The organism is Bradyrhizobium tropiciagri, assembly GCF_001189845.1.
GTDB classification, from domain to species: Bacteria; Pseudomonadota; Alphaproteobacteria; order Rhizobiales; family Xanthobacteraceae; genus Bradyrhizobium; species Bradyrhizobium tropiciagri.
Genome location: NZ_LFLZ01000035.1, coordinates 67255 through 91539, shown reverse-complemented (window position 1 = coordinate 91539; position 24285 = coordinate 67255). Strand labels below are relative to the sequence as shown.

The window sequence follows — 24285 nt, the reverse complement described above, 5'->3', positions numbered from 1 at the left end:
GATTGTGAATGGGATTGTGGCCGCAGCGTCACGCAACAACGAGCATTCGGTGGTTATGGGTCCCGGCCTTCGCCGGGACGACGCTGAGAATGTGGCACGTCCCGTGACTCTCGCGGCGCGCTGCGTTCGGCGCTTGCCGCCATCATCGCCGCAAGCAAAGCACGCGGCTCTGCCGCATCAGCCGCCAACTCAGCCCCGCCGCTTCTTCTTGGGCTTCTTGCCGAACTTTGGTTTTGCGGCGGACACGTCCGGCCACTGCGTGTGTCCGGCCTTGCCCCGATGCTTCTTTTTCTTGCCGAACCTGGGCTCATCGCCCGATGTCGGCCTCGCACCCTTTTCGTTCCGATCGAATCGGAACGGGGCTCTGGGTTCTCGCTTTGAGGCGTGGTCTTCGCGCGAACCGCTCGCACCTTCCCTCGAAAACGCTTTGGCCTCGCGATCCGGCTTGCCGTGGCGCTTTGCTGCCGTGTGATCACGCGGCTCGTCACTGCGCGGCGCGCGGAGCCCGCCGTCGCCCTGATCGCGCCAAGAATCGGCCCTGGGATCGGGCTTGGGCCTGCGCGCCGGCTTCTCGGCGCGCGCCTCGCCCTGCGGGGTGTCCGCCAGCGGCTCGATGCGGATGCTGTCTTCCTTGTCCGGACGCTTGATCTTGACGGCGAAGGAATCCGCGACCCGCGCGGCGATCTCGAATTCGGTGGTCGTATCCATGATCTTGATGGCGCCGATGTCGCGCTTGTCGATGCCGCCACGGCGGCAGATCATCGGCAGCAGCCAGCGGGCTTCGGCATTCTTGCGGCGCCCGATCGCGGCGCGGAACCAGACCGTGGCCTCCTCCATGCCGTGGCGCGGAGACTTGCCGGTCTTCGATCGCGGCCCGGCGGCGCGGTCATCACGGCGCGAGGGGCGCTCCCCGCGCTCGCGGCCCCGTCCCTCGCCGGGATCGAGGATGTCTTCGGGCGCCGGCAGCCGCGCGCGATAGAGCCGGGCCAGCGCCGCGGCGATTGCTTCGGGCGAGCGTTCGGCGAGCAAGGTCTGCGCGAGAACCAGATCGTCCGATGTCGCCTCTTCCGAGAACACCGCGTCCTTCAACAGGCGATCATGGTCGAGCTTGCGGATCTCGTCGGCCTGCGGCGCGGTGCCCCAGACAATGTCGATGCCGGCGAGATCGAGCAGCAATTCGGCGCGCCGCCGCCGTGCCGGCGGTACGAGCAGGATGCTGACGCCCTTGCGGCCGGCACGGCCGGTGCGGCCCGAGCGATGCTGCATCACCTCGGGGTCCTTCGGCAGATCGGCATGAATCACGAGATCGAGGCTCGGCAAATCGATGCCGCGCGCCGCGACGTCGGTCGCGACGCAAACCCGCGAGCGTCCGTCACGCAACGCCTGCAGCGCCTGGGTCCGCTCGTTCTGGGTCATTTCGCCCGACAGCGCGGCGACGGAAAACCCGCGCTCCAGCAGCGCCGCCTGCAAATGCCTCACGGCTTCGCGGGTGTTGCAAAACACCAGCGCGCTCGGCGCCTCATGGAAGCGCAGCACGTTGACGACCGCGTGCTCGACGTCGTCGGCAGCGACGCGGATGGCGCGGTACTCGATGTCGGCGTGACCGCCCTCGTCGCCCGCGACCTCGATGCGGAACGCCTGTTGCTGATACTGCCTGGCCAGCGCGACGATGCCGCGCGGAAACGTCGCCGAGAACAGCAGCGTGCGGCGGGTGTCGGGCGTGGTCTCGAGAATGAATTCCATGTCCTCGCGGAAGCCGAGATTGAGCATCTCGTCGGCCTCGTCGAGCACGACGACGCGCAATCCCGAGATGTCGAGACGGCCACGGCGCAAATGATCGCACAACCGGCCGGGCGTTCCGACCACGATGTGGGCGCCTGCCGCAAGCTCGCGCTGCTCGCGGCGCGGATCCATGCCGCCGACGCAGGAAACGACGCGTGCGTCAGCATGTTCATAGAGCCATGCGAGTTCGAGCTGAACCTGCAGGGCGAGCTCGCGTGTCGGCGCGACGATCAGCGCCAGCGGAGCGCCGGCCGGCTCGAACCGCTCGGCGTCGCCGAGCAGATCCTTTGCCATGGCCAATCCGTAGGCAACGGTCTTGCCGGAGCCGGTCTGGGCCGAAACCAGGAGGTCACGGCCGACGGCGTCGTCCGCGAGCACGGCGAGCTGGACGGGGGTGGGTTGTTCGTAGTTGCGCTCAGCCAGGGCGCGGGCGAGCGGCGAACTTGTGGTCGGGAAGGGCACGAGATGGGAAACCTTGGTTGATCCGGGCGCAGAACGTCGAGCGGGACGACCTGAGGCTGCGTACCCGGCAGGCGGCACAGCCGCATGACGATTTGGCGCTGCTTTACGCCAAGACCGGCCAAATCGCCATGCCCTCAGAGCCTTCCCATGACGGAAAAGGCCCTCCTTGGCGGAAAAGGTGCCGCGGATCAGGCCGGCTGCCCGATCGGGGCCTGGCTGCCGGCAATCCGGTCCATTAATCCGGACAACCGCGATAGCGGCAGGCTGGCCGGAGCAATCAGCCCGCCCGCCCCGCGCAGCGCGCCCGGCACCAGCTCGCAGGCCAGCAGGCGATCCCGCTCGTAGGGGCCGGGCATGCGGAGCGCGGCAGTCTGCGCGGCCGAAAAGCCGAAGCGGTCGTAATAGGCTGCGTCGCCGACCAGGATGAGGGCGCGATGACCGAGCAGATCGGCCCGCTGCAACGCCTGGCGCATCAGCGCGGCGCCGATGCCGAGGCATCGCGCCTCCTCGGCCACCGCAAGCGGGCCGAGCAGCAGGCAGGCATGACCGGTAGCGGTCACGACCGGCCACAGCCGCAATGTGCCGACCAGGCGGCCGCCACGGCGCGCGACAAACGCGAGGCCGCGCGCAGGCTTGCGGCCCTCGCGCAGCCGCTCCGAGGTCTTGGCGAAGCGGCCAGGACCGAATGCGGCGTCGAGCAGACTCTCTCGCGCCGCCACGTCCGAACGGCGTTCCCTGCGGATCGCAACCGGTCTGTCGTTCGGAGAACCAAATGAGGACATCACGCCACCCTCGCCAGATAGATGAAGACCTCGTCGAGGTCCCGGCACTTGAAGTGCTCGGCGAGTTCGCCTGGACGCCCCATCGCGACGACGCGGCCGTGGCTCATGATCACGACGAAGTCGCAGAGTTGCTCGACCTCGGTCATGTTGTGCGAGGACAACAGGATGGTGGCGCCGCGGCGCTTTGATAGGCGCGCAGCCGGCTGCGCACCCCACTCGGCGCGGTCGGGATCGAGCGATGCCGTCGGCTCGTCGAGCAGCAGCACCTCGGGATCGTTGATCAGCGCCTTCGCGACCGCGACGCGGGTCTTCTGGCCGGCGGAGAGCCGCCCGGTGACGCGGTCGAGCACGTCGCCGAGCTCGAAATCCTCGATCAGCTCCTCGATCCGGGCCTTGAGGTTGGCGACACCATACAGCCGCCCGAACACCATCAGATTCTGGCGCACGGTGAGCCGCCCCGGCAGCGCGACATAAGGGCTTTCGAAATTCATCCGGCTGAGCACCCTGTGCCGCTCGGTCGCCATGTCGTGACCGAGCACCATGGCGCGGCCGAAGCTTGGGACCACGAGGCCCATGATCATGGCGATGGTGGTGGTCTTGCCGGCGCCGTTGCCGCCGAGCAGGCCGACGGTCCAGCCCTTGGGCACAATGAAGTTGACCTCGTCGACCGCCCAATGGGTGCGGTACTGCTTGCAGAGGCCCTCGACCGCGATCGCCGGTGTTTCATCGGGATTGGGTCGGTCCGGCGCGTTGTTCTGCGCGGGCATGGTATTCGGCGACATGGACGTCAGGTGCCGGCGGGGCAGAAAGCGTTCGATGCGGCTCATGGATATCTCCCCTACTCGCCCATGGTGAGCAGGCCGCCCTTGTGGCGGGCGCTCTGCAGCAGGGCGACGAATGTGGTGAAGCCAACGCCGAGATAGACGGCATTGAGCGCGAGGCATTCGATCATCAAATCAGTGCGGAAGGTGCCGTCGAGCAGCACGGCGCGCATGCCCTCGAACACATAGGTCGGCGTCAGCGACCAGGCGACTGGATGCAGCCAGAGCGGCAGCGCCGCAACCGGATAGTAGACGCAGCACAGCGGCAGCAGCACGATCATGATCGAGTAGGCAAGGCTCTCGGCACCAAAGCCCTGCCGGATCACGAGGCCCGCGACGATGAGCCCGATCGCCCAGCTGGTCAGCACCAGGTTGAGGAAGAACGCGAGCAGCCCCGGCCCCATCGCGAAGACATTGAAGCCGAACAGCACGAATGTCAGCAGCATCACCGGCAGCGTGCCGATCACCAGCCGGATCAGGCTCATCAGCATCAGCGATGCCGCGAGCTCGAACGGCTGCAACGGGCTCATCATCAGATTGGCGAGGTTGCGCGACCAGATCTCCTCCAGGAAGGTGAAGGTGAAGCCGAGCTGGCCGCGGAACAGCACGTCCCAGAGCAGGACCGCGCCGAGCAAGAGGCCGGCGGTGGAGGCCATCGCCGACTTGCTGTCATAGAGGTAGGTGTAGAGGAAACCCCACACCAGCATCTGCATCGCCGGCCAGTAGATGATCTCGAGCAACCGCAGCGATGACGAGCGCAGGATGTAGTAATAGCGCGCCGTCATCGCGGCGATGCGGTTCAGTGACTGTGTCATGGCACCCATCCAGATGGCTTGCATCAGTCGAACTCGCGGCGGATCGGGCGGCGCTTGCCGACCTTGGGCGGAAACGCCAGCAGCGCGTTGGCCTGCACCCGGACCGGATGCTCGAGGCAGGCCGCGAGCAGGTCCTCCAGATGCGCGACCGAACTGTGCAGCCGGCACAGCGGCGTATCCTGGCCGAGCACGACGCGTGCCTCGACGAGATCGACGCCACGCTGCACGATCTCGAACTGCGCCAGATGCAGGTTGCAGTCGAACATCCAGCGATAGGTCGCGTCGAGGATGCTGCCGGCCGGCACCTTGCGGCCGTCGCGGTTGACGAAGGCGTCGTTGAGCCGGCCGTCGATGCTGGCGATCTGCGACCAGTTGATATCGGACGGTGCGGGATTGGCCGGCCGCGTGATGTAGTCGCCCTGCACGTAGCGGATGAACGGCATCGCCTCGTTGAGCAGATTGGTGATCACGGCAATGCCGGACTGGCCGGGAGCCTGCGGCTCCATCGTGACGGGATCGAGCACGTCGAGATGCACGGTGTCCTCGCAGACGTGATACTGGCCACCTGGCATCTCGAGCGCGATCCGCGTCGCCTCCTCGGAGGAATATTCGTCGAGCACGGGCACGCCGAGCTGGCGCGACCATTCCTGACGCGCGGCGCGCGAGGAGTATTCCGAATGCGTCACCGCGAGGTTGAGCGAAGAACGGAACTCGTCGACATGCGGCATCAGCGCATCGAGGCTCGACGGATAGAGCGACAGGATCTTCGGCCCGAGATAGCGCAGATGCTGGGCGACGCGCGCCGGCGGGATCAGGTTCGAGATGAACGCGGTCGGATAGTCGCCGCCGATCGAATCGAACCACCACGGCACGGTGTAGACATGGGCGAGCAGGTCCTCGGCGCGGTAATTGCCGCCGCTCTGCATCGCGAACTGGCGGACGCCCTGGATGGTGTCGGTGATGACGGCGTCATAGTCGACGCGGATCAACAGGGTCTGGCCGGACGAGCCCGACGAGCGGGTCGGAAACAGGTGTTCCGGCTTGTACTTCTTGTTGACGCACTGGTCAGGGAAGGCCGCGACCAGCTCGGGCTTGGTGATGACCGGGATCTTCTGGATGTCGTCATAGTCGCGCAGATGCTCGGGCTTGAAGCCCGCCGCATCATACTTGGCGCGGTAGACCGCAATGTCGCGGTAGGCGAGCTCGACCAGCTCCTTGATGCGGGCGAACTGCCGCGCGCGGATCTCGGACACCGGCAGATAGGGATGCCGCATGCATTCGCCGAGATAGTTTGCGGTGGCCGCGACCAGTTCCGGCGCGGCATCGTTGGACGGCTGGAAGTCCGGCCGGGTGTGCTCGGTCTCCCAGAACTGGCGCTGCGGCAGAGCGGGGACGAGGGACGCGACGGCCTGATCGTGCTCCGGCACCAGAGCAAGGCCGTCATCGGAAGTGCTGATTGCAAGGGTGGACGTCATTTTCAGCTCCATGATTGACGGGGCACCGCCCGTTCATGGCGCTATCAATGGCGTGCGGCGCGCGTGGCCGCCGTGACACGTGTCACACGTGGATCGCAGCGACGTAGGGCGGGTTAGGCGGAAGCCGTAACCCGCCATTGCTCTCTCGGATCCAGCAGCGGCGGGTTACGCTGGCGCTAACCCGCCCTAGATGATCGAGTTAGCATGTGCTGAAGATGTCTTGGCGGAGCTACGTCACTTCACCTTGAGCGCCTTCTCGTGGCTCTCGAGCGCCGCCGTCATCAGCTTCGGCAATTGCGCGGCATAGACCTCGATGAAGGTGGCATCGCCGCAGGCCTCCGGATCGCGCGCGGCCTGCTCGGCGACGCGCGCCGCCTTGGCCTCGCATTTCGCAAACATGTGCCAGAACCAATCCGGACTCTTGCCGAGCGCCGGCTTGTGCTTCTTGATGACGGCGGCGCCGACCGCGCTCATCGCGTTGACGACGCCGGCGCCCAGCGTGCTGATGGCCCGCGCGTTCAGGATATCCTCGCGCGATTGCGCGGTGGCGTTGCTCGCGGTCGTTCGTGCGGTCGTTCGTGCCTTGGCCGGCATGCTCAAGCTCCTTGTCGATCCCGTGTCGATCCCATGTCGATTCCCTGCAGCGGGCCAAGCATCGGCCGGGGAAGTTGAGGAAGGCTCAAGGGGCATGGTTGAGAACCGCTATGGATTTCATTCCGGTTTTATGCGCTTCCGAGCGATCGGGCCTCGAGGGGTTGTTAGTTGTTGCCCCCCCCCCCGCCGCGAAATCCGTCAGCGGTCGTTACCCTTTAGCGCCATAACGCCGGATCAATTGGTTGGCGACATGGTCGAGATTGTCGCCGACGACCTGCGGCTCTCCTGTTGGGTTGGCCGCTTTGTTTTGAGCGTGATCTCCGCGCAAACGGGTTCCGCGTTTGTCACGAGGGAAAGCCGCTACGCACTTTGTGCTAACGTGGCCCTCCGGGTCCGGATCATGCTCCGCCCTTGTCCTTCATCCGGCTGCGGTGCGCGGCCTGCTTGGCGCGGTTGCCGCAGATCGCCATGCTGCACCAGCGGCGCGCCCGCGCCCGCGTGTGATCGGCAAACATCAGCGTGCAGGCCGGGCCCTCACACGCCTTGATGTCTGAAAAGCTCTCCTCGCAGACCACCTTGGCCATCGCCTCGCCGATCGGCAGCAGCAGCGTTTCGGCCGAGCGCCAGCGCCGCGTCCGTTCGAGCGCGAAGCCGTCATGATCGTCGTGACGATGCGGCACGATCCGGCTGAATGCCTGATCGCTTTCGAGCAGCCGGTTCAACGGCTCCAATTCCTTGAGCGCCCGCGGCTGCAGCGGCTTGCCCATATGCTTGCGCACGAAGCCGCGAAACCATTCGCGCAGATCGCGGGCCTGATCGGCGACATCGTCGAGTTCGCCCGGCGTCGCGCGCGCCTTGAGCTCGTCGAGCACATCCGAAGGCACCAGCTTCGCCTGCGCGAGCCAGCGCAACAGGCCGTCGCCGTCGGCGATCCAGTCGACCGGCGTATCGACCGGGGTCGCGATCGAATTGATGAAATCGAGACCCAAACTGTCGGCGATGAACATCGCGGGCGGGTGGGATTGCACGGTGATGTCCTCCTGGACGGGCCTTTCGGCATCGTCACGAATAACCTGATTAAGGCCTATTGACAAGTTACACACATTGGATCATAAGTGCCATAACCTATAAAATGGCATTTGACAGGTTACTACTAAGGGAGCAACGGGAGCGAACGATGTCGAACAAGGATGTCAGCGTGGTGCTTGCCCATGGCGCATGGGCCGACGGGTCGAGCTGGGCGCGGGTGATCACGGCGCTCGACGCCGAGGGCATCGCGGCCGTCGCGACACCGCTGCCGCTGACTTCGCTGGCGGACGACGTCGCCGCGCTGAATCGCTCGCTGGATAGGGTCGAGGGACCGGTCGTGCTGGCGGGCCACGCCTATACCGGCGCCGTGATCGCCGAGACCCGCTCGCCGCGCGTCAAGGCGCTGGTCTATGTCGCGGCGCTCGCGCCTGACGAAGGCGAGACCGTCGCCGAAATGTTCTATCGTGCGCCGCCGCATCCGTTCGCACCGAAACTCGCGCCCGACGCCAACGGCCTGATCTGGCTGCCTGAGGCCGCCTTTGCGTCGGCCTTCGCGCAGGGCGCGCGGTCCGATGAGCTCGCGGTGCTCGCCGCCGTGCAGCGGCCGATCTCGCCGGCCTGCATCACCGTGCCGGTCGGCCGTCCGCTCTGGAAGGACGTTCCGAGCTGGTTCCTGGTCGCCGAGAACGACCGGATGATCGCGCCCGAGACCCAACGCAGCATGGCGGCCCGCATGAAGGCGACCGTGCGGTCACACCCTGTCGATCACACGCCGATCGTCACGGCACCGAAGCTCGTCACCGACTTGATCCGAGAGGCGGTCAGCGAAGTTGCCAGGCAGACCAAATCCTGACGCCGCAAAGCTTCCCCGCAATCACGACCACAAGGAGTGACAGATGTCCCACGTCAACTATCGCACCGCCGATGTCGATGGCTTCAACGTGTTCTATCGCGAGGCCGGCTCGCCCGGCGGGCCAAAGCTGCTTTTGCTGCACGGCTTCCCGAGCGCGGGGCACATGTTCCGCGATCTGATCCCGCTGCTCGCGGACAAATTCCACATCGTGGCGCCGGACCTGCCCGGCTTCGGCCAGTCGGACATGCCGCCGCGCGAAGCGTTCGACTACACGTTCGACAGCATCGCCGGCGTGATCGATCGCTTCACCGAGGTGATCGGTTTTGATCGCTACGCGGTCTATGTGTTCGACTATGGCGCACCGACCGGCTTCCGCCTCGCACTCAAGCATCCCGAGCGGATCACCGCTGTTATCTCGCAGAACGGCAATGCCTATGAGGAAGGCCTCAGCGACGGCTGGACGCCGATCAAGGCCTATTGGCGGGATCCTTCGCAGGCGAACCGCGATGCGTTGCGCGCGTTCCTGACACCCGAGACCACGCGCTGGCAGTACACCCACGGCACATCGGATCCGCTGGTCGTGTCGCCCGATGGACAGAACCTCGACAATTACTACATGGCGCGGCCGGGCGCGCATGACGTGCAGCTCGACCTGTTCGGCGACTACAAGAGCAACGTCGCGCTCTACCCGACCTTCCAGAATTATTTCCGCATCCACCAGCCGCCGTTCCTCGCGGTGTGGGGCAAGAACGATCCGTTCTTCCTGCCGCCGGGCGCCGAGGCGTTCAAGCGCGACAACCCAAAGGCCGTCGTCAAATTCTTCGACACCGGCCACTTCGCGCTCGAGACCCATGCAGCCGAGATCGCGGAAGCTATCCGCGAATTCCTGAGCCGCTGACGCGCGTCGAGGATGCTTGATCCCCGCTTGACGGCGCCGATTGCTGTGCGGATGCTCGAGCTCATCGACGTCCAGCCGGGGTCACGCAGATGCCAACCTATTTCTGCACCAGCGCGCAGGGCCGCCTCACGGCGGCGCAGAAGAGCCGGATCGCGGGTGAGATCACCCGGATCCACGCCGAGGTGACCGGCGCACCGAGCTATTTCGCGCAGGTGATCTTCAACGAGATCACCCAGGGCAACTGGTTCATGGGCGGCGTTCCGGTCGCGCATGACCATATCTTCGTCTACGGCCACATCCGCTCCGGCCGCGCGGCGGTCGACAAGACGCGGATGATCAAGCTGATGGCCGACGCGGTCGGAGCCGCCGCTAGTGTCGACAGCAAGCGCGCGGTCTGGATCTATCTCAACGAGCTGCAGCCGCGGCAGATGATCGAGTTCGGGAATGTGCTGCCCGAACCCGGCGACGAGCCGGCCTGGACCGACGCGCTGCCGGAGGCCGACCGCGTGTTCATGCAGTCGATCACCAGGCAGCGCTGAGCCCGCGCGACGACTACGCGCCAGTGACGCGCCAGATCACGTTGCCGACGTCGTCGGCCACCAGCAGCGAGCGATCAGGACCGATCGTCACGCCGACCGGGCGGCCGTAGGAGACCTTCTCGTCGGGCGCGAGGAAGCCCGACAGGATGTCCCGCGCCGGACCGGACGGACGGCCGTTCTCGAACGGCACGAACACCACCTTGTAGCCCGACAGCGTCGAGCGATTCCACGAACCGTGCTGGCCGATCACCATGCCGTCGGGGAAACCGGGCAGCGTGCCCTTGGGCATCCAGCACAGGCCGAGCGAGGCGGTGTGGCCGCCGAGCGCATAGTCCGGCTGGATCGCCTTGGCGACCATCGCCGGGTCCTGCGGCACGCGATCGTCCACCGTCTGCCCCCAATAGCAATAGGGCCAGCCGTAGAAGCCGCCGTCGCGCACCGAGGTCAGATAATCCGGCGGTGTCTCGTCGCCGATGCCATCGCGCTCGTTGACGACGGTCCAGAGCACATTGGTGGTCGGCTCCCATGCGAGCCCGACCGGATTGCGCAGGCCGCCGGCGAAGATGCGGCTGGTGCCGGCGACGAGATCGAGTTCATAGACGGCGGCGCGGCCTTGCTCGACCGCCATGCCGTTCTCGGCGATGTTGCTGAGCGAGCCGACGCCGGCATAGAGCTTCTTGCCGTCGGCGCTCGGCAGCATGCTGCGCGTCCAGTGCCCGTCAGGCTTGAAGGTGACGAGCTTGCGTCCCTCCGCCGTGATGCGATCGGCGCCCGCGGTGTAGGGAAACGCAACCACGCCGTCGGTGTTGCCGACATAGAAGGTATCGCCGATCAGCGCCATGCCGAACGGCTGGCGCAGCCCCTCCATGAAGGCGCCACGGCTTTCGGCGACACCGTCGCCATCGCGGTCGCGCAGCAGCGTGATGCGGTTGGCGCTGACGCCAAGCGCCGCGGCGCGGCGCATCGTCGCCTGCATCGCATAGTGGAAGACGCTGCGCGGCGTGCCTGCGATCTGCGTCGCCTCCGCGATCAGCACGTCGCCGTTCGGCAGCACGTTGATCCAGCGCGGATGATCGAGCCCGGTCGCGAAGGCGTTGACCTTGAGCCCGGGCGCGGCGGTCGGAAGCTGGCCCCTGTCCCAGCCCCTGGCGGTCGGCATCTTCAGCGTCGGGATCGCGCCCTGCGACTTCGCCGCCGGAATCTGCGGCGCGTTGCCCCAGGCGGGCGCGGGCTGCGCGCCCTGCATCCGACGCCATGCCACGGCGCCGGCCCCGATCGCCGCGACGACGCGGGCAAAAACTCCAGACGTGCTCATGAACTTCCCCTGTTATTCGCGCCGGTTATTGCGCCTTGTTATTGCCTTGCCGGCCGGCCGCGGCCCGCAGCAGCATTCGCATAATGCCGGCCCTGATGACAGTAGTTATACGATCTTCGCAGCCGCACTCGAATCGAGGAGACTGGCTGCACGCTCCCTTGTCAGAGCGTTTTCCTCCCTGAGACCTTGCCCGCCCCGGTCGGCGGGCTTCCTTTTACGAACCGCCCAGCTCGGGCGCAGCTTGCCGTGGACCGTTATAGCTGGAAAAGCATAGCGATCCAGCGGATGCATGCGACCGGGCAGAGCCCGCGCGCCAGTCTCACAGCGCAAGGCTCTTCACCAAATCCTGATCCCACCTCCGTGCAAATTCATCTTCGTCAGCTGCATGGCAGATCAGGAACGCTGCTCCGCGGCGATTGTTGGTCGCGACACCAGCAAGGAGTGTATGAATGCAACGGAACACCAAGATCCTGGCTCTGGCCGCGGCGTCGCTAATCGCAACGACGGCAGGTGCGTTCGCGCAGGGCTACTATTCCTATGGGAACCCCGGCCCACGGTACTATGGCGGCCCGCGCTACGAGACCTATCAGCCGCAGGTCATGTACAATGAACCCGGCTGGTATGGCGCGATGAACGGCAGCAACCATCCGGCGCCAAGCTCGACACAGGGCGACGTTGGCCCTGAAGGGAACAACAACGGCACGCTGACCGGCGTCTACCGGCAGTGGTGAGCCACGCAAATTTGAAGGCCCGTCGCTCGGATCGAGCGACGGGTCTTTTGCCGTTCGGCGGACCGCCGTGCGCGAAGCTCTCTCCGGCAACCTGGACGACGGTCAATTCACCATCGCGCCGTAGACGATGTCCTGCACATTCTCGCGATAATATTTGCGCAGCTCGCCGGGCGCTGCGGTTCCGACCACCACGACGAGTCGCTCCTTCGGATCGCAGAAGAACTGCGTGCCGTAGGCGCCGTTCCAGGTGAACTCGCCGGGATTGCCCGGCACCGACGACAACCCCTCGCTGGTGCGCACCGCGACCGCCAGCCCGAAGCCGAAGCCGGCGCGATGCGGCTCGACCGCGGCGACGTTGTTCTTGATCTCGGGCCGAGATGGTTCGACGTCATGTGATGCACCGTCTGCGGGCTGAGGATGCGCTTGCCGTCGAGCTCGCCGCCATTGAGCAGCATCTGCCCGAATCGGACATAATCGCCGACGGTCGCGAACGAGCAGGCGCCGCCGCAATCGAACTTGGTCGGCGTGTCGAGCAGCTTGATCGCTTGCGGCTTGCCGGTCAGCGGATCGTTGGGGAACGGCCGCGCCAGCCGCGTGCGCTGGGCATCGCTCGGGTGGAACGTCGCCTCCGTCATGCCGAGCGGTTTCCAGACATTGGCGGCAAGATAGTCGCCGAGCGGCTGGCTGGAAACCTTCTCGACGACGGCGCCGAGCACGTCGATCGAGAAGCCGTACTCGAACTCGGTGCCGGGCTGATGCACCAGCGGCAGCTTGGTGATGCGGTCGATGAAGGCCGCCGTGTCGCCCTCGACCGCCGGCGCGGTGCCGTCGGGATAGAGCCGGGCCAGCGCGCTCGAGCTGTCGGGCCGGCCGCCGTACATCAGGCCGGAGGTGTGGCGATAGAGATCGTGGACGAAGATCGGACGCGCCTGCGGCTCCATCGTCAACGAACCATCGGCCTGCTGGACGCCGACCTTCATGTCGGCGAATGCCGGATAATACTCGGCGACCTTGGCCTGCAGCGGCAGCCGGCCCTGCTCCATCAGCGTGAGACCTGCGACCGCCGCCATCGGCTTGGTCATCGAGGCCAGCGCGAACACGGCATCGATCGGCATCGCCGTGCCCTTGACCGGGTCGAGCTGGCCGTAGGCCTTGTAGTGCACGAGCTTGCCGTCGCGCGCGATCGCCACCACGGCGCCGGGCACGCGCTTGGCCGCGATCTTGCGTGCGAAGAAGTCATCGAGCCGCGCCAGCCCCTGGTCCGAGAAGCCCGCCTGATGCGCCGAAGCTTCCGGCAGCGGCGGCGCGGCATGAGCGATGTTGAAGACAAGACTCGTGGCGGCGGCAGCCGCGGCAATGACGATCTTTCGCATTGTTTCCTCACCGGGACCGCGGGCGATTGTTATGTAGTTCGCGGCCCGCAGCTCGCAGGATTAGATCACGCCGACAAGGCCGACAAGGCGTGGCCGCGCGCGGCGGTGCCGTCGGTGCGCATGTCTCCTGCGAAGAACGGCTCGACCTCGCGCTCGAACGTCTTCAGCGCAGCACCGATCGCCTGGTGCATGTCGAGATATTTGTAGGAGCCGAGCCGGCCCCCGAAGATGACGTTCGGATGCGCCGCCGTCATGGCGTGATAGGACGCGAGCATGGCGCGGTCGGCGGTGGTGTTGATCGGATAATACGGCTCGTCGCTGCGGCCGGCGAAGCGGGAATATTCCCGGTAGATCGTGGTCCGCTTCCCTTCATGCGCCCGCTCCGGATGCAGATGCCTGAACTCGTGGATCCTTGTGAGCGGCACCTCGGCGTCGGCATAGTTGATGACCGCCGCGCCCTGGAAATCGGCGACCTCGTGCACCTCGCGCGCGAAGTCGACGGTGCGCCAGCCGAGATGGCCGCTGGCATAACCGAAGATGGCGGCTGGAGCGATCTCGACGTCGCCGGACGCCCGGCCCGCGTGCTCGGCGCGATGACCTTCGATGCGATGCGCGAAGGCTTGGGCGGCCATCTCGCCGCGGTCTCGCTCAATCCCAATATCGACCTGTCGGTGCATGACCGGGTGTTCTTCGCGCTCGGCGCCGGCACCGTGCCGGTGTTCGATACAAACCGCTTCTCGACTGCGGAGATGCCGCATCGTACCCGCTACGGCTTCGGCCAGGACACGACCAGCATCGCCGCCGCGGTCGAGGCCGTGCTGGCCGATCCTGCCGCGGCGCAGGCTGCGACCGCCACCACGATGAGCGAGCTCTATCCGCGGTTCTCGATGCAACGGTCGTTGCAGGACATCCACGAGATCACGATGTCGATCGCGGGCGCCGCCGGCGCTGGCCTGTTGCCGGCCGAGCCGGTGCCGGCCGGCGTCTGGACGCCGAAGCAGGCGGCTTGACCGCTCGCTTCTGCCTCGCTACGAGTGGCGGTGGCGATCGACAACGGCTGCGTAATGCGGCAGCCGCTAGCTCCGCTTTCACAAGTCCAATTGCCCTGTCGCCGGATAGACCACCGTCCCATCGCCCTGCACGACGGCGCCTTCGGTGAGGCGGGCGGGCTCGAGGCGGCCTTCCCCCATGAGGTGGACGACGGTCTCGCCCGACGCGATCAGATAGTCGGAGACGATACGGCGGTGGCAGCGCCACCACACCGATTCGGAGCACATCATCGCGCAGCGCTGCCCGTGCCCTTCGTCGCGCAAATGCTGCAGGCCCGCGTGAAACTGCGGCGACAGCGCGTAGTCCGCGTAGTTGTGAAAGCTCTCGTTGCTCCAGAAGCCATTGACCGAAGGCGGCACGCTGCGCGCCTTGCCGCGCAGCCCGCCGAGATCGGCCAGATGCTCATACGAGATGCCCGCGGCCTTGAGCGAACCGGGAAGCGTGTCCTTGTTGAACTGCGGATTGGTTCGCGAGCGCGGCACCGTTCTGATGTCGACGACACGGTCGATGCCGGCCGCGGTGAGGACGGCGACGAAATCCTCGAGACTGCGGTTCGAATGACCTATCGTGAAGAACGGAAGCGCCACGCCGCGCCTCTGCTACGCAGGATGGAGCGCGCTGCCCTTGTGGGCCGCGACATGATCGGTCTTGTCGCTTTTGATCTCGTATTGCGGATCGGCCTCCGAGGCGCGGTGCGTGTGCCCCTTGTAATCGAAATCACGCGTGTGAATCCTGATGATGGTGCCCGAGACGCGTCCGGCCTCGGAATTCCAGCTGACGTGATCGCCGACCTTGAATCTCCTGGTCATTTTTCAAGCGTCCTTCGTGCGCGGCATGCCAAGGCAACGAGCTACCGCGGCAACAAAAGTTTCATCCAGGTTAAGTTCCTCGCATACCTAATACCGGTTGCAGGATTCACCGATACTATACCAAATCTGCGGAAGCTCCCCCGACTGTGACCTGCATCGCTCCAAGGTTGTCGCGCGATATGCTAACGAGTTTGCCGCGTAAATTGTACGCTGGCGTTTTGGTTGGGGACCGATGGCCGCTCGTAAACTGCCGCAGGGGCAGGCCCTCACGCGGGTAGCGCGTCGACGCTGGAATGAGGAACGGTCATTGCGGTGCGCCATCAGAATGGCCCGCATGGGGTACTGGGAATCACACAGTGCCACCGCGACCGATGTCTGGATATCGCCCGAATTCGCCGCGTTCTACGAGTTCAAGACGGTCGACGGCTTCATCCCCATCGCCACGGTGCGCGAGCGCTATTTGCCCGAAAGCCGGAAGGTTCTGGAGGCGCATTACGCAGCCTGCTGGGCGGAGGGGCAGCCCTATGCGGTGCAGACGCGGCTGCGCAGGTCCGACGGCAGCGTGCTCGACTGCGTGGTGCATGGCGAGCCGGAATTCGACGCGCGCGGTCAGGTCCGGCGCGTGTCCGGCATTGTCCGCGACGTCACGGAGGAAACCTCCGCGCTGCGCCGCCTGGCCGAGAGCGAGCAACGGCTGGCTGATTTTGTCTCTACCGCCTCGGACTGGTGCTGGGAAAGCGCCCCCGACCATCGGCTGCTGCCCTATCCCAAATCGCTTCCCGGCAATGCGGCCTTCCAGACGGTGGCCTCCGGCGGGAAGGCGCGCTGGGAGCTGGCTTATGCGCCCGAGGACGCGGAAGGCATGGCGCAGCACCGGGCCGACATGGAGGCCCATCGCCCTTTTCGCGACTTCATCTATACGTTGATCGGCAAGGACGGCTCGCGCGTCAGCATCTGCACCAGCGGCAAGCCAATCTACGCCGATGACGGCAGCTTTCTCGGCTATCGCGGCACGGCCAGCGACATCACCCAGCTCAGGGCGGCCAAGGCGTTGCTCGACCAGCGCACGCGGGCGCTGGAGGAAGCCCAGCGGCTCGGCAAGATCGGCACCTGGAGCTACCGGCTGGACACCGGCCGTACGACCTGGGCGCCCGAGCTCTATCAGCTGCTCGGCTTCGACCCCGATACGTTCGCCCCGACCGATGACAACATCAGGCCCCGTTTCCTGGGCGGCGACGCCGACCGCTTCCGCGAGGTGCAGAAGCGGGTGCTCCGCACCCGCAGGACCGAGGCCACGGACCTGCGCATCCTGCACGCCGACGGCACCGCCCGCGACCTGGCCGTGATCTGCAAGGCAGAGATCGTCCACGATAAGGTCGTCGGCATCATCGGCACCGTGCAGGATGTTACCGAGCGCAAGGAGGCCGAGCGCCAGCTCGAGCAGCTCGCCTACAGCGACCCGTTGACCGGGCTTGCCAATCGCGCGCTGTTCACGCGCCAGCTCGCCGCCATGATCGAGGACTGCGCCGTGGAAGGCCGGGGCGGCGCGCTGCTGCTGATCGATCTCGATCGCTTCAAGGAGGTCAATGATTCCCTCGGCCATGCCGCCGGCGACAAATTGCTGATCCAGGTGGCCGCGGCGCTGCGGCAGGATTTGGGGCCGCGCGCCTTCATCGCCCGGCTCGGCGGCGACGAGTTCGCCGTGCTGGCGGAGGGACGCAGCATGTCCGACGCCGCGCTGACCGGACTTGCCAACCGGCTGATCGGCAAGCTGTCGGTTCCGGTCGATCTCACCGAGGGCGAGGCCGTCGTCGGCGCCACCATCGGCATCGCCCGCCTGCCGGAGCATGGCGCGACGGCGGAGACGGCCGTGCGCAACGCGGACCTCGCGCTCTACATGGCCAAGGAGGCCGGGCGCGGCCGGGCCCAGCTGTTCGAGCCGGTCTATGCCCAGGCGGTCGATCAACGGCTCGATCTCGGCCGGCATCTGCGCCACGCCGTAGAGGCCGGCACGCTCGAGGCCCATTACCAGCCGCAGCTCGACCTGCGGACCGGCCGCGTCACCGGCTTCGAGGCGCTGCTGCGCTGGACCCATCCCGAGCGCGGGCCGATCTCGCCGGCGGAGTTCATCCCGATCGCCGAAAGCTCCGGCCTCATCGTCGATCTCGGCCTGTGGGTGCTGCGCGAGGCCTGCCGGCAGGGCCGTGCCTGGCTCGATGCGGGGCTGCCGCCGCGCACCGTCTCGGTCAATGTCTCGCCGGCGCAGATCTGGAACGTGGATTTCGAGACGGCGGTCGCGGCCGCGCTGGCGGAGACCGGCTTCCCGGCGGAGCTGCTCTGCCTGGAATTGACCGAAAGCCTGTTCGTGGATCATACCGAGCAGCGGATCAGCCGCACGCTGACGGCGCTCTCCGATCTGGGCGCCCGGCTGGCGCTGGACGATTTCGGCTCGGGCTATTCCTCGCTCGGCTATCTGACGCGCCTGCCGTTCGACTGCCTGAAGGTGGACCGCGCCTTCGTGGAAGGCATTTCCACCGCGCCGGAGAAGCGCAAGCTGCTCGGCGGCATCATCGCGCTGTCGCATGGCCTCGGCATGACCGTCGTGGCGGAGGGCGCCGAGTTGCCGGCCGAGGTCGACGTGCTCGGCGGGCTCGATTGCGACCTGGTGCAGGGCTTCGTGTTTTCCCCGCCGATCGCCGCCGACAAGGCACCGCTGGTGGCCGCCGGCATCGAGCGCGAAGCGTACCGGATCCAGCCGAGAAGGAATCGGCTCTAGGGTTTGGCACTGTGGGGTCAGGAACCGTGCAGAATCGCTCCAAGCCAGCGGAATTTCAGGCAACAATTCAAATAGTTAAACCCTTGGCATTTATGGAATCTGAGGGGTACTACGGGTTGAGAGTTCAAATCGCCGTGTGCGCCTTGCGCGCGTCAACCAGAGGGCGCATCTCCTTTAGCGTCTGATGCCAAGCCCCCTCGCATCGATCCGGAACAGGCCCACCACGATTCAATCGAACCAGACCGGGCATGAAGCGACAAAACAGCCATCAACAATGAGCTTCCCGCCGGGCTGAAACTCTCAGCAATCATAAAACGATGCGTACACAATGTTGCGACTTCGTTTGGTTAAACGTTCTAATTGCGCCCCCCTATGGTTGTGCGGCTGAGGAGTCGCATCTAGCTTCCGCGCCGGCCGGAATTTTCATGTGAGCTGCCCAAGCACGATTTCCCGCAACGCGGCCTGACGCCCGCGCTGCACATGCGGCTCCGTTTCGGAGTCGCCCCACCTGGAGACGACTGCAATGTCTACCTCTGCATCCCCGAAACTCGCGGAATCGACCGCTGTCAACGAGGCCATCAAGGCGCGGATGGCGCCGAAGCAGGCAACGCAGGCCGCGCCTGTCGACATCACCGCCAATCCCGTCGCCAAGATCGTCTTCAATCCCGAAGTCACGCCGGAGGAGCGCAGCCGCCAGATCGGCGCCCTGCTCTCGCCGGACCTTGCTGAAGAGTGCAAGGCTTCGGTCAAGCAGCTCGAGGCTTACAAGGAATATCTGGCGCAGCAGCGCACGCTGATGCAACGCAAGCTGATCGAGCTGTCGTCGACATCTGTCTTCGCCAAGATGAAGCAGACCTTCGCGGATATGAACAAGGGCGTGCTGGACTTCCGCGAGATGATCCGGCCGCTGGTCGACAATCTCGATGCGCTCTACACGCTGCGTACCGCCGGCGACAACGTCGTGCTGGATACCTTCGCGGAGATCGAGGAGGATCGCAAGCGCGAGGCCGATTGGGACCACCGGACGTCGGAGATCGAATCCCAGGCGCGGCAGGCGACCTCCGACAAGGAGATGCTCGAGCGCGACATCGCCAAGCTGAAGACGCAGACCGGTCTGTTCGGCGGCGTCAAGAAATCCGCGCAGGCCGAAATCGCCGCCAAGGAGCTCCTGATCGCCAAGCTGATCGAAGCTCTGAAGACCTATCGCGACAAGGCGCAGGCGATCATCACGGAGAAGGCCGAGCACGACGCCAAGCAGGGCAAGTTCAAGGCCGAGAAGGAGCAGGTCCGCAAGATGCTCGACATCTCCGGCCCCGAGCACGTCAAGCGCGTCGAGGGCATCATCAAGGCCGCGCTCGACTACATCGACAAGTCGCAGGTCACGGTCTCGGAGCTGCGCGACGAGCTCGGCGGGATCGAGGGGCAGGCCGACAAGCTGGTCAAGATCAACTCGCAGATGATCACGGTGGTCGCGATCCTCGACAAGGGCATCGACCTCGCCTCCGCGGCGAACAAGGAGAAGGTGCAGGCGCTGTCGACCGCGCGCGAGGGCGAGGATACCCTTGCCCGCCTCGAGCGCGAGCGGAAGAAGAACGATTTCGAGCGCCACGTCACCGCGCTGCTGGACAGCGGGCGCGGCACCAAGAAGACCGTGGCCGATCTCGAAAAGGACGCGGTCGACGCCAACACGTTCCACGACGCCCTCGGCAAGCAGAATGTCAATTTGCGCGAGCTCTCCAGCGACGGCATTGCGAGTGTCGCCACCAGCCTGAACACCACCATCCAGGCGCTCAACAACTCGGCGCTCAACGAGGCCTCGGAGAGCGTGCGGGATTCGATGCGGGCGATGAATGCGGTGACCGACGACGTCGCCAACAAGGAGGTGATCCGCCAGGCGCTGCAGGTCGACGAGGCCTCCAAGCGGATCATGGAGAAGGTCGAGTCGATGTCGAACATCGCCGAATCGCTGCAGGCCGCCAACAAGCTGCGGGAAGACGGGCTCTCCAACATCCAGAGCCGGCTCGGCGAGCTCAGCGATGTCACCGCCACGGTGCGCGCGCGATTGCAGGAGAGCATCGGCATGGACGCCAAGGAACCCGGCACGTCGGCGGCTGCGGCGGCGCCGAAGCCGGTCGACGACAAGGAGATCACGTTCGGGCAGATCTGAGCTTGTTTCCCGGACCGGCATTGCCGGTCCGGGCCTTCCCAACGTGCAGCCTGACCGATGGACATCCCATGGCCGACAATTTTCTGATCACCGGCAGCGACATGCTCGCCAACCGGAAGAACTTCAAGCTGGTTGGCCGGGCGGAGAAGTTCGAGGAACTGTGCACCATCCTGACGCGGATGGAAGCCAACAGCGTGATCGTCTCCGGCCCGAGCGGCGTCGGCATCACCACGCTGGCGCTGGCTCTGCAGGCCCGCAAGGCCGACGCCGACGCGCCGTTCGACATCGTCAACAAGCGGCTGTTCTGGCTCGACACCGACGGCCTGTTCGGCCTCGGCGACAACGACGCCATCGTCAAGCAGTTCAAGGCGATCTTCGCCATCCTGAACCGCACCCCCGACAGCGTCCTGATTGTCGAGGACACGCTCGATCTGATCGACGCGCTGCGCAACAGTGGACTGATGCACATCGTCAACGCGTTGACGGCGATGGTGAAGGCGAAGAAGACGCAGGTCTTCCTCGAGGTGCGCGAGGCCGACCTGACCCAGGTCCTCAAGTGCCATTCCGATTTCCGCGATCATTTCACGCTGATGGATCTGACCGAGCCGGCCGGCGCCGAGCTCGAGGAGATCGCGCTGCACGGAGCGAAAGATCTCGAGGAAAGCTACGAGGTCAGGATCGATCCGGCGGCGGTCAAGGCCGCCATCGACATGACGAGCAAGTATCGCTCGCTCGACACCGGGCTCACCGCGGCGCAGCCCGCGCGCACCCGCACCCTGCTCGATCGCGGCATGGCGCGCTATTTGCTGCGGGCGCATTCGACGCCGCCGCTGCTCGCGGAGCTCGAGGCGGAGCTGGCGCGTCTCACCGCCAGCGGAGCCCCTGCCGGCAGCGAGGCAAAGGCCGCCGCCGTGCGCGCCGCGATCGCGCGCCACAAGGCCGAGTTCGCCGAATGCCAGGCCAGGATCAAGGGCTACTACGCGGCGCAACGCGAGGGCGAGAAGTCAATCGCGCATATGGAGGCGCAACTGCGCACCCTCGAGGACGAGGAGAAGAAGCGCCACCTCGACGAGCCCGCAGGCAAGGCCTCCGCCGGCGATGCCGACTTCGACCTGATCGCCAGGGCGTCCGGCTATGCGACACCAGAGATTCTCCAGCTGCGCGGCGAGATCGCGCGGACCCAGGCTGCCGTCGACGAAAACCGCGTGAGGTACAAGGCCGTCACCAAGGAGATCAACGATCGGCTGCTGTTCACCGCTGATATGGTGATCGACGAGTTCTCGCTGATCTCCGGCATCGATGCCTCCAAGCTCAAGCAGAACGACGCCGTCAAGCTGCTCAACCTGCACGGCTCGCTGAAGCGGCGCGTGTTCGGTCAGGACGACGTGCTCGACCACGTCGATCGCGCGGTCAAGGTCTGGCGGCGGGGGCGGCGGACCGACCGGCCGCTGCCGTTCCTGTTCTGCGGTGCCAGCGGCGTCGGCAAGACCGAGGTCGCCAAGGGGCTGGCGGAGGCGCTGTTCGACACCGACAAGGCGTTGAACCGCTACGACATGGGCGAGTTCATGGAGAAGAACGACGTCACCAAGCTGATCGGCGCGCCTCCGGGCTATGACGGCTTCGCGGCCGGCGGCGAGATGACCAATTCGGTACGGGCCAATCCGTATCAGGTCATGCTGTGGGACGAGATCGAGAAAGCTCACCCCGACATCTTCAACATCTGCCTCAACATCCTCGACGATGGACGTTGCCGCGACAATCTGGGCCGCAAGGTCGAGTTCGGTGACGTGGTGATGCCGATGACCACCAATATCGGCGCGGATCATGCGCTGCGGGTCGGCACCGGTCCCGGCGATCTGAGCCAGGAAGAAGCCTATGAACTCACCATCCGCGACCTGAAGAAGGCGTTCCGGACCGAATTCCTGAACCGCTTCGAGGGGCGCGAGAACATCATCCTGTTCCACAAGCTCAACATGGACACGATCGAGAAGATCGTGTTCCGCGAAATCTCGCGCATCAATGCCTTCTACGCAGCGCAATCGATCGAGGTGCGCTTCCCGGAGGCCGAGCTGCGCGAGTTCTGCGACAAGACCTATTCGCCCGAGATCGGCGCCCGCGGCCTGCCGGGGCGGATCAAACGCATCGAGGCCGTGATCGTCGACAAGACGATGGCGGACCCCGCCTTCACCGGCGCGCTCGACATCGGCTTCGATGCGACGAGCCGCAATTTCACGTCGAGCTGGATCCCCCATGACCGAAAAGCCGCATGACGACGCCAACGCGTTGCTGGACGGCATCGACAAGACGCTGTCCGACTTCAAGACCAAGGCCTATGAGGCCAAGAAGTCCTACGACCAGTCCGAGCTCGGCGCGCCCATCGCGACCTGACCATGCTCGGCCGGTTCTGGTCGCAATTCGTCCGCTCCTGCGGATGGATCTACCTGCAGCTGATCGCGCCGGTCACCTGGCGGATCTACCGCTTCGTGCGATGGCTATTCGCCGGCTACCGCGCGCTTTGGGCGCGCTGCGTCTACGCCAAGGACGCCTATGGCGATCCGGAATTCAGCAAGGCGCGCGGCGGCATCATGATCCTGGCGACGATCGCCGTCTGCTACCTCGTCTATGGCGCGGTGACGGTCGCGGCGACCCTGCCCTGGTATTTGGCCACGGTGCGGCACGATGAGCAGCTGTATCTCTCCAATTCGCAGAACCTCTCCGGTTCGCAGACCGAAGGCCTCGAGGTCCACGAGGTCTATGGTTGCGAGACGCTGCCCTGCACCGAGCAGAACACCGTGACCTTCCGGGTGCGCTCGACCTGGTTCAACGAGCTGTGGAGCATCCTCCACCACGGTTCGCTGTTCTATCCCGGCTACGTCGCCGCCGCCGTCAGCCCGGTACTGAACCGCTGCGTCATCACCTCCTACGGTGTCCGCCGGAAATTCCTGGTGCGATCCTGGGAGCTCTATCCCGACCTCGTGCAGGTGGAATGCATGCCGACCGGCACCGACGGCGGCAAGGACAGCAAGATGATCGACAACAAGGACTATCGGTAGCCGGCTGGGCAAGCGTCTCAACCAAACAACCATTGCGACTGCTGCTACGATTTTGCGCCAGCCCGACCACCGAGCAGCCGACCGGCTCTGATACCTTGCTAGGGCCTGTCCGTTCAGGTGGCTTCGTCGCGGCTGACTGTTTGGACTTTTTCCCAGACGCGGCCAGGCTCGGGAACGTCGATGTCGAAAATCGCATTGAACGTGTCCGCGAGATGATCCGCGCTCGTAATGCGTTGTTCGCTGACGCTGGTTGCCGTCACGCTGCGCAGGCAATCGTTCTTCAAGGCGATATAGCCATCTGCGGTATGCCGCAGGACCGCCAGTGCGTTTGTGAACGGCGAGCCGGGATCCTGCGTCAGCCAGCCAAGCGTGCTAGCTATGGCGGCCTCGTCGCTGTAGTCGGGCCGGAAATCGAAACTGTGCGCCATGCCGCGCGCGTGGTTTTTGAAACGTAGCCAGCCATCGTCTGTTGGTATGATCGAAAACTCGAAACCCCGCTGGCTGATTGGTCCGGCGGCAAGAGGGACAGGTTCGACGATGGCGTCAGACACGCCGACGTCAGCAAGGTACGGGCGATCGAGATCGACGCGCAAGGTCAGATGATTGCCGATGGCGACGTCGCCCATCATTTCACGATCGACGCCGCCGCACAGGCGGGTCACGCGGAAACCGAGCGCGGCGAGCGCCGCGCCGAACAGACCGTTCATCTCGTAGCACCACCCGCCGCGCTTGCCCTCGACCATTTTGGCGAAGGTTGCGGCCGGTGCGATCGAGCACGGCCATCCCATGAACGCATCGAGCGCCTCCCAGGTGAAGGCCATGAGATGGGCGCAATGAAGATTCGACAGGCTGTCGACATCGAGAGAACCCGGCCGGTCGACCCCGACCCTTGCGAGATAGGCGTCCAGTTGGCCGGACGTCAGGGGCATTCCATTTTCGCTTGAAGAGACCTGTGTCATCC

General features: G+C 65.5%; 22 protein-coding genes and 1 pseudogene. 10 read left to right on the top strand and 13 right to left on the bottom strand.

Annotated features, from left to right (window positions below; translation table 11 throughout):
* Nucleotides 1–189 precede the first annotated feature (189 nt).
* The 7 genes from AKN84_RS25725 to AKN84_RS25695 all read right to left on the bottom strand — a co-directional run bounded on the left by AKN84_RS25725 (nucleotide 190) and on the right by AKN84_RS25695 (nucleotide 7738).
* Entirely contained in the window at nucleotides 190–2244 is a 2055-nt protein-coding gene (locus AKN84_RS25725; RefSeq protein WP_050423372.1) for a DEAD/DEAH box helicase, read from the bottom strand.
* A gap of 188 nt (nucleotides 2245–2432) precedes the next feature.
* On the bottom strand, nucleotides 2433–3026 hold the full coding sequence (locus tag AKN84_RS25720) for a GNAT family N-acetyltransferase (protein WP_050423371.1): 594 nt from the start codon (nucleotides 3024–3026) through the stop codon (nucleotides 2433–2435).
* Nucleotides 3026–3793, bottom strand: coding sequence for an ABC transporter ATP-binding protein (locus AKN84_RS25715; RefSeq protein WP_050423383.1), 768 nt, complete (start codon nucleotides 3791–3793; stop codon nucleotides 3026–3028). The genes AKN84_RS25720 and AKN84_RS25715 overlap by 1 nt, the downstream gene beginning before the upstream one ends.
* 71 nt (nucleotides 3794–3864) lie before the next feature.
* Nucleotides 3865–4662 (bottom strand): ABC transporter permease, encoded by a 798-nt coding sequence (locus tag AKN84_RS25710; protein WP_050423382.1) that lies wholly within the window; start codon nucleotides 4660–4662, stop codon nucleotides 3865–3867.
* Nucleotides 4663–4685: 23 nt separating this feature from the next.
* Entirely contained in the window at nucleotides 4686–6137 is a 1452-nt protein-coding gene (locus tag AKN84_RS25705; RefSeq protein ID WP_128971150.1) for a phenylacetate--CoA ligase family protein, read from the bottom strand.
* Nucleotides 6138–6371: 234 nt separating this feature from the next.
* Nucleotides 6372–6731: a hypothetical protein gene (locus AKN84_RS25700; RefSeq protein ID WP_050423369.1), complete on the bottom strand. Its 360-nt coding sequence runs from the start codon at nucleotides 6729–6731 to the stop codon at nucleotides 6372–6374.
* Nucleotides 6732–7129: 398 nt separating this feature from the next.
* Nucleotides 7130–7738: a CGNR zinc finger domain-containing protein gene (locus tag AKN84_RS25695; RefSeq protein WP_050423368.1), complete on the bottom strand. Its 609-nt coding sequence runs from the start codon at nucleotides 7736–7738 to the stop codon at nucleotides 7130–7132.
* 170 nt (nucleotides 7739–7908) lie between these two features.
* Between AKN84_RS25695 and AKN84_RS25690 the strand changes: the two genes are divergently transcribed.
* The 3 genes from AKN84_RS25690 (at nucleotide 7909) to AKN84_RS25680 (ending at nucleotide 10050) form a co-directional block, all read left to right on the top strand.
* Nucleotides 7909–8613: an alpha/beta fold hydrolase gene (locus tag AKN84_RS25690; protein WP_050423367.1), complete on the top strand. Its 705-nt coding sequence runs from the start codon at nucleotides 7909–7911 to the stop codon at nucleotides 8611–8613.
* Between the two features lie 43 nt (nucleotides 8614–8656).
* Nucleotides 8657–9511 carry an alpha/beta fold hydrolase gene (locus AKN84_RS25685; RefSeq protein WP_050423366.1) on the top strand — a complete coding sequence of 285 codons (855 nt, stop codon included), beginning with the start codon at nucleotides 8657–8659 and terminating at the stop codon, nucleotides 9509–9511.
* Nucleotides 9512–9600: 89 nt separating this feature from the next.
* Nucleotides 9601–10050, top strand: coding sequence for a tautomerase family protein (locus tag AKN84_RS25680; protein WP_050423365.1), 450 nt, complete (start codon nucleotides 9601–9603; stop codon nucleotides 10048–10050).
* A gap of 13 nt (nucleotides 10051–10063) precedes the next feature.
* On the opposite strand, the gene AKN84_RS25675 is transcribed toward AKN84_RS25680, so the two are convergent.
* Nucleotides 10064–11365 carry a PQQ-dependent sugar dehydrogenase gene (locus tag AKN84_RS25675; RefSeq protein WP_050423364.1) on the bottom strand — a complete coding sequence of 434 codons (1302 nt, stop codon included), beginning with the start codon at nucleotides 11363–11365 and terminating at the stop codon, nucleotides 10064–10066.
* Nucleotides 11366–11814: 449 nt separating this feature from the next.
* On the opposite strand from AKN84_RS25675, the gene AKN84_RS25670 reads away from it, so the two are divergent.
* Nucleotides 11815–12096, top strand: coding sequence for a hypothetical protein (locus AKN84_RS25670; protein ID WP_050423363.1), 282 nt, complete (start codon nucleotides 11815–11817; stop codon nucleotides 12094–12096).
* A 102-nt stretch (nucleotides 12097–12198) separates the two neighbouring features.
* On the opposite strand, the pseudogene AKN84_RS25665 reads toward AKN84_RS25670, so the two are convergent.
* Nucleotides 12199–13469, bottom strand: a pseudogene (locus tag AKN84_RS25665) (serine hydrolase domain-containing protein).
* A 65-nt stretch (nucleotides 13470–13534) separates the two neighbouring features.
* Nucleotides 13535–14101, bottom strand: a complete 567-nt coding sequence (locus tag AKN84_RS25660; RefSeq protein ID WP_050423362.1) for a UDP-galactopyranose mutase — start codon at nucleotides 14099–14101, stop codon at nucleotides 13535–13537.
* Here AKN84_RS25660 and AKN84_RS49305 point away from each other — a divergent pair.
* Complete coding sequence (locus AKN84_RS49305; RefSeq protein ID WP_244485487.1) at nucleotides 14078–14479, top strand: hypothetical protein; 402 nt, start codon at nucleotides 14078–14080, stop codon at nucleotides 14477–14479. The two genes, AKN84_RS25660 and AKN84_RS49305, sit on opposite strands and share 24 nt — an antisense overlap.
* A 78-nt stretch (nucleotides 14480–14557) precedes the next feature.
* Here AKN84_RS49305 and AKN84_RS25650 read toward each other — a convergent pair whose 3' ends face one another.
* The gene (locus AKN84_RS25650) at nucleotides 14558–15106 is read right to left on the bottom strand and encodes a DUF488 domain-containing protein (protein ID WP_050423360.1); all 549 of its coding nucleotides are present in this window, start codon (nucleotides 15104–15106) and stop codon (nucleotides 14558–14560) included.
* Between the two features lie 12 nt (nucleotides 15107–15118).
* Nucleotides 15119–15328 carry a hypervirulence associated TUDOR domain-containing protein gene (locus AKN84_RS25645; RefSeq protein ID WP_050423359.1) on the bottom strand — a complete coding sequence of 70 codons (210 nt, stop codon included), beginning with the start codon at nucleotides 15326–15328 and terminating at the stop codon, nucleotides 15119–15121.
* 334 nt (nucleotides 15329–15662) lie between these two features.
* On the opposite strand from AKN84_RS25645, the gene AKN84_RS25640 reads away from it, so the two are divergent.
* From AKN84_RS25640 to AKN84_RS25620, 5 genes are all read left to right on the top strand, one after another.
* Nucleotides 15663–18104 (top strand): sensor domain-containing protein, encoded by a 2442-nt coding sequence (locus tag AKN84_RS25640; RefSeq protein ID WP_128971147.1) that lies wholly within the window; start codon nucleotides 15663–15665, stop codon nucleotides 18102–18104.
* Between the two features lie 523 nt (nucleotides 18105–18627).
* Nucleotides 18628–20271, top strand: coding sequence for a hypothetical protein (locus AKN84_RS25630; RefSeq protein WP_128971146.1), 1644 nt, complete (start codon nucleotides 18628–18630; stop codon nucleotides 20269–20271).
* A 68-nt stretch (nucleotides 20272–20339) separates the two neighbouring features.
* Nucleotides 20340–22541 carry an AAA family ATPase gene (locus AKN84_RS25625; RefSeq protein WP_050423355.1) on the top strand — a complete coding sequence of 734 codons (2202 nt, stop codon included), beginning with the start codon at nucleotides 20340–20342 and terminating at the stop codon, nucleotides 22539–22541.
* Nucleotides 22522–22659 (top strand): hypothetical protein, encoded by a 138-nt coding sequence (locus tag AKN84_RS47455; RefSeq protein WP_157863335.1) that lies wholly within the window; start codon nucleotides 22522–22524, stop codon nucleotides 22657–22659. The genes AKN84_RS25625 and AKN84_RS47455 overlap by 20 nt, the downstream gene beginning before the upstream one ends.
* 2 nt (nucleotides 22660–22661) lie before the next feature.
* Nucleotides 22662–23324: a hypothetical protein gene (locus AKN84_RS25620; protein WP_050423354.1), complete on the top strand. Its 663-nt coding sequence runs from the start codon at nucleotides 22662–22664 to the stop codon at nucleotides 23322–23324.
* 113 nt (nucleotides 23325–23437) lie between these two features.
* Here AKN84_RS25620 and AKN84_RS25615 read toward each other — a convergent pair whose 3' ends face one another.
* Entirely contained in the window at nucleotides 23438–24283 is an 846-nt protein-coding gene (locus tag AKN84_RS25615; RefSeq protein ID WP_050423353.1) for an arylamine N-acetyltransferase family protein, read from the bottom strand.
* Nucleotides 24284–24285 lie beyond the last annotated feature (2 nt).

Bases quoted from the DNA above. Each gene is read 5' to 3' on its own strand.
- AKN84_RS25720 (WP_050423371.1), bottom strand. From the start codon at position 3,026: ATGTCCTCATTTGGTTCTCCGAACGACAGACCGGTTGCGATCCGCAGG.
- AKN84_RS25715 (WP_050423383.1), bottom strand. From the start codon at position 3,793: ATGCCCGCGCAGAACAACGCGCCGGACCGACCCAATCCCGATGAAACA.
- AKN84_RS25710 (WP_050423382.1), bottom strand. From the start codon at position 4,662: ATGACACAGTCACTGAACCGCATCGCCGCGATGACGGCGCGCTATTAC.
- AKN84_RS25705 (WP_128971150.1), bottom strand. From the start codon at position 6,137: ATGACGTCCACCCTTGCAATCAGCACTTCCGATGACGGCCTTGCTCTG.
- AKN84_RS25700 (WP_050423369.1), bottom strand. From the start codon at position 6,731: ATGCCGGCCAAGGCACGAACGACCGCACGAACGACCGCGAGCAACGCC.
- AKN84_RS25695 (WP_050423368.1), bottom strand. From the start codon at position 7,738: ATGTTCATCGCCGACAGTTTGGGTCTCGATTTCATCAATTCGATCGCG.
- AKN84_RS25690 (WP_050423367.1), top strand. From the start codon at position 7,909: ATGTCGAACAAGGATGTCAGCGTGGTGCTTGCCCATGGCGCATGGGCC.
- AKN84_RS25685 (WP_050423366.1), top strand. From the start codon at position 8,657: ATGTCCCACGTCAACTATCGCACCGCCGATGTCGATGGCTTCAACGTG.
- AKN84_RS25680 (WP_050423365.1), top strand. From the start codon at position 9,601: ATGCCAACCTATTTCTGCACCAGCGCGCAGGGCCGCCTCACGGCGGCG.
- AKN84_RS25675 (WP_050423364.1), bottom strand. From the start codon at position 11,365: ATGAGCACGTCTGGAGTTTTTGCCCGCGTCGTCGCGGCGATCGGGGCC.
- AKN84_RS25670 (WP_050423363.1), top strand. From the start codon at position 11,815: ATGCAACGGAACACCAAGATCCTGGCTCTGGCCGCGGCGTCGCTAATC.
- AKN84_RS49305 (WP_244485487.1), top strand. From the start codon at position 14,078: ATGCGCGAAGGCTTGGGCGGCCATCTCGCCGCGGTCTCGCTCAATCCC.
- AKN84_RS25660 (WP_050423362.1), bottom strand. From the start codon at position 14,101: ATGGCCGCCCAAGCCTTCGCGCATCGCATCGAAGGTCATCGCGCCGAG.
- AKN84_RS25645 (WP_050423359.1), bottom strand. From the start codon at position 15,328: ATGACCAGGAGATTCAAGGTCGGCGATCACGTCAGCTGGAATTCCGAG.
- AKN84_RS25640 (WP_128971147.1), top strand. From the start codon at position 15,663: ATGGGGTACTGGGAATCACACAGTGCCACCGCGACCGATGTCTGGATA.
- AKN84_RS25630 (WP_128971146.1), top strand. From the start codon at position 18,628: ATGTCTACCTCTGCATCCCCGAAACTCGCGGAATCGACCGCTGTCAAC.
- AKN84_RS25625 (WP_050423355.1), top strand. From the start codon at position 20,340: ATGGCCGACAATTTTCTGATCACCGGCAGCGACATGCTCGCCAACCGG.
- AKN84_RS47455 (WP_157863335.1), top strand. From the start codon at position 22,522: ATGACCGAAAAGCCGCATGACGACGCCAACGCGTTGCTGGACGGCATC.
- AKN84_RS25620 (WP_050423354.1), top strand. From the start codon at position 22,662: ATGCTCGGCCGGTTCTGGTCGCAATTCGTCCGCTCCTGCGGATGGATC.
- AKN84_RS25615 (WP_050423353.1), bottom strand. From the start codon at position 24,283: ATGACACAGGTCTCTTCAAGCGAAAATGGAATGCCCCTGACGTCCGGC.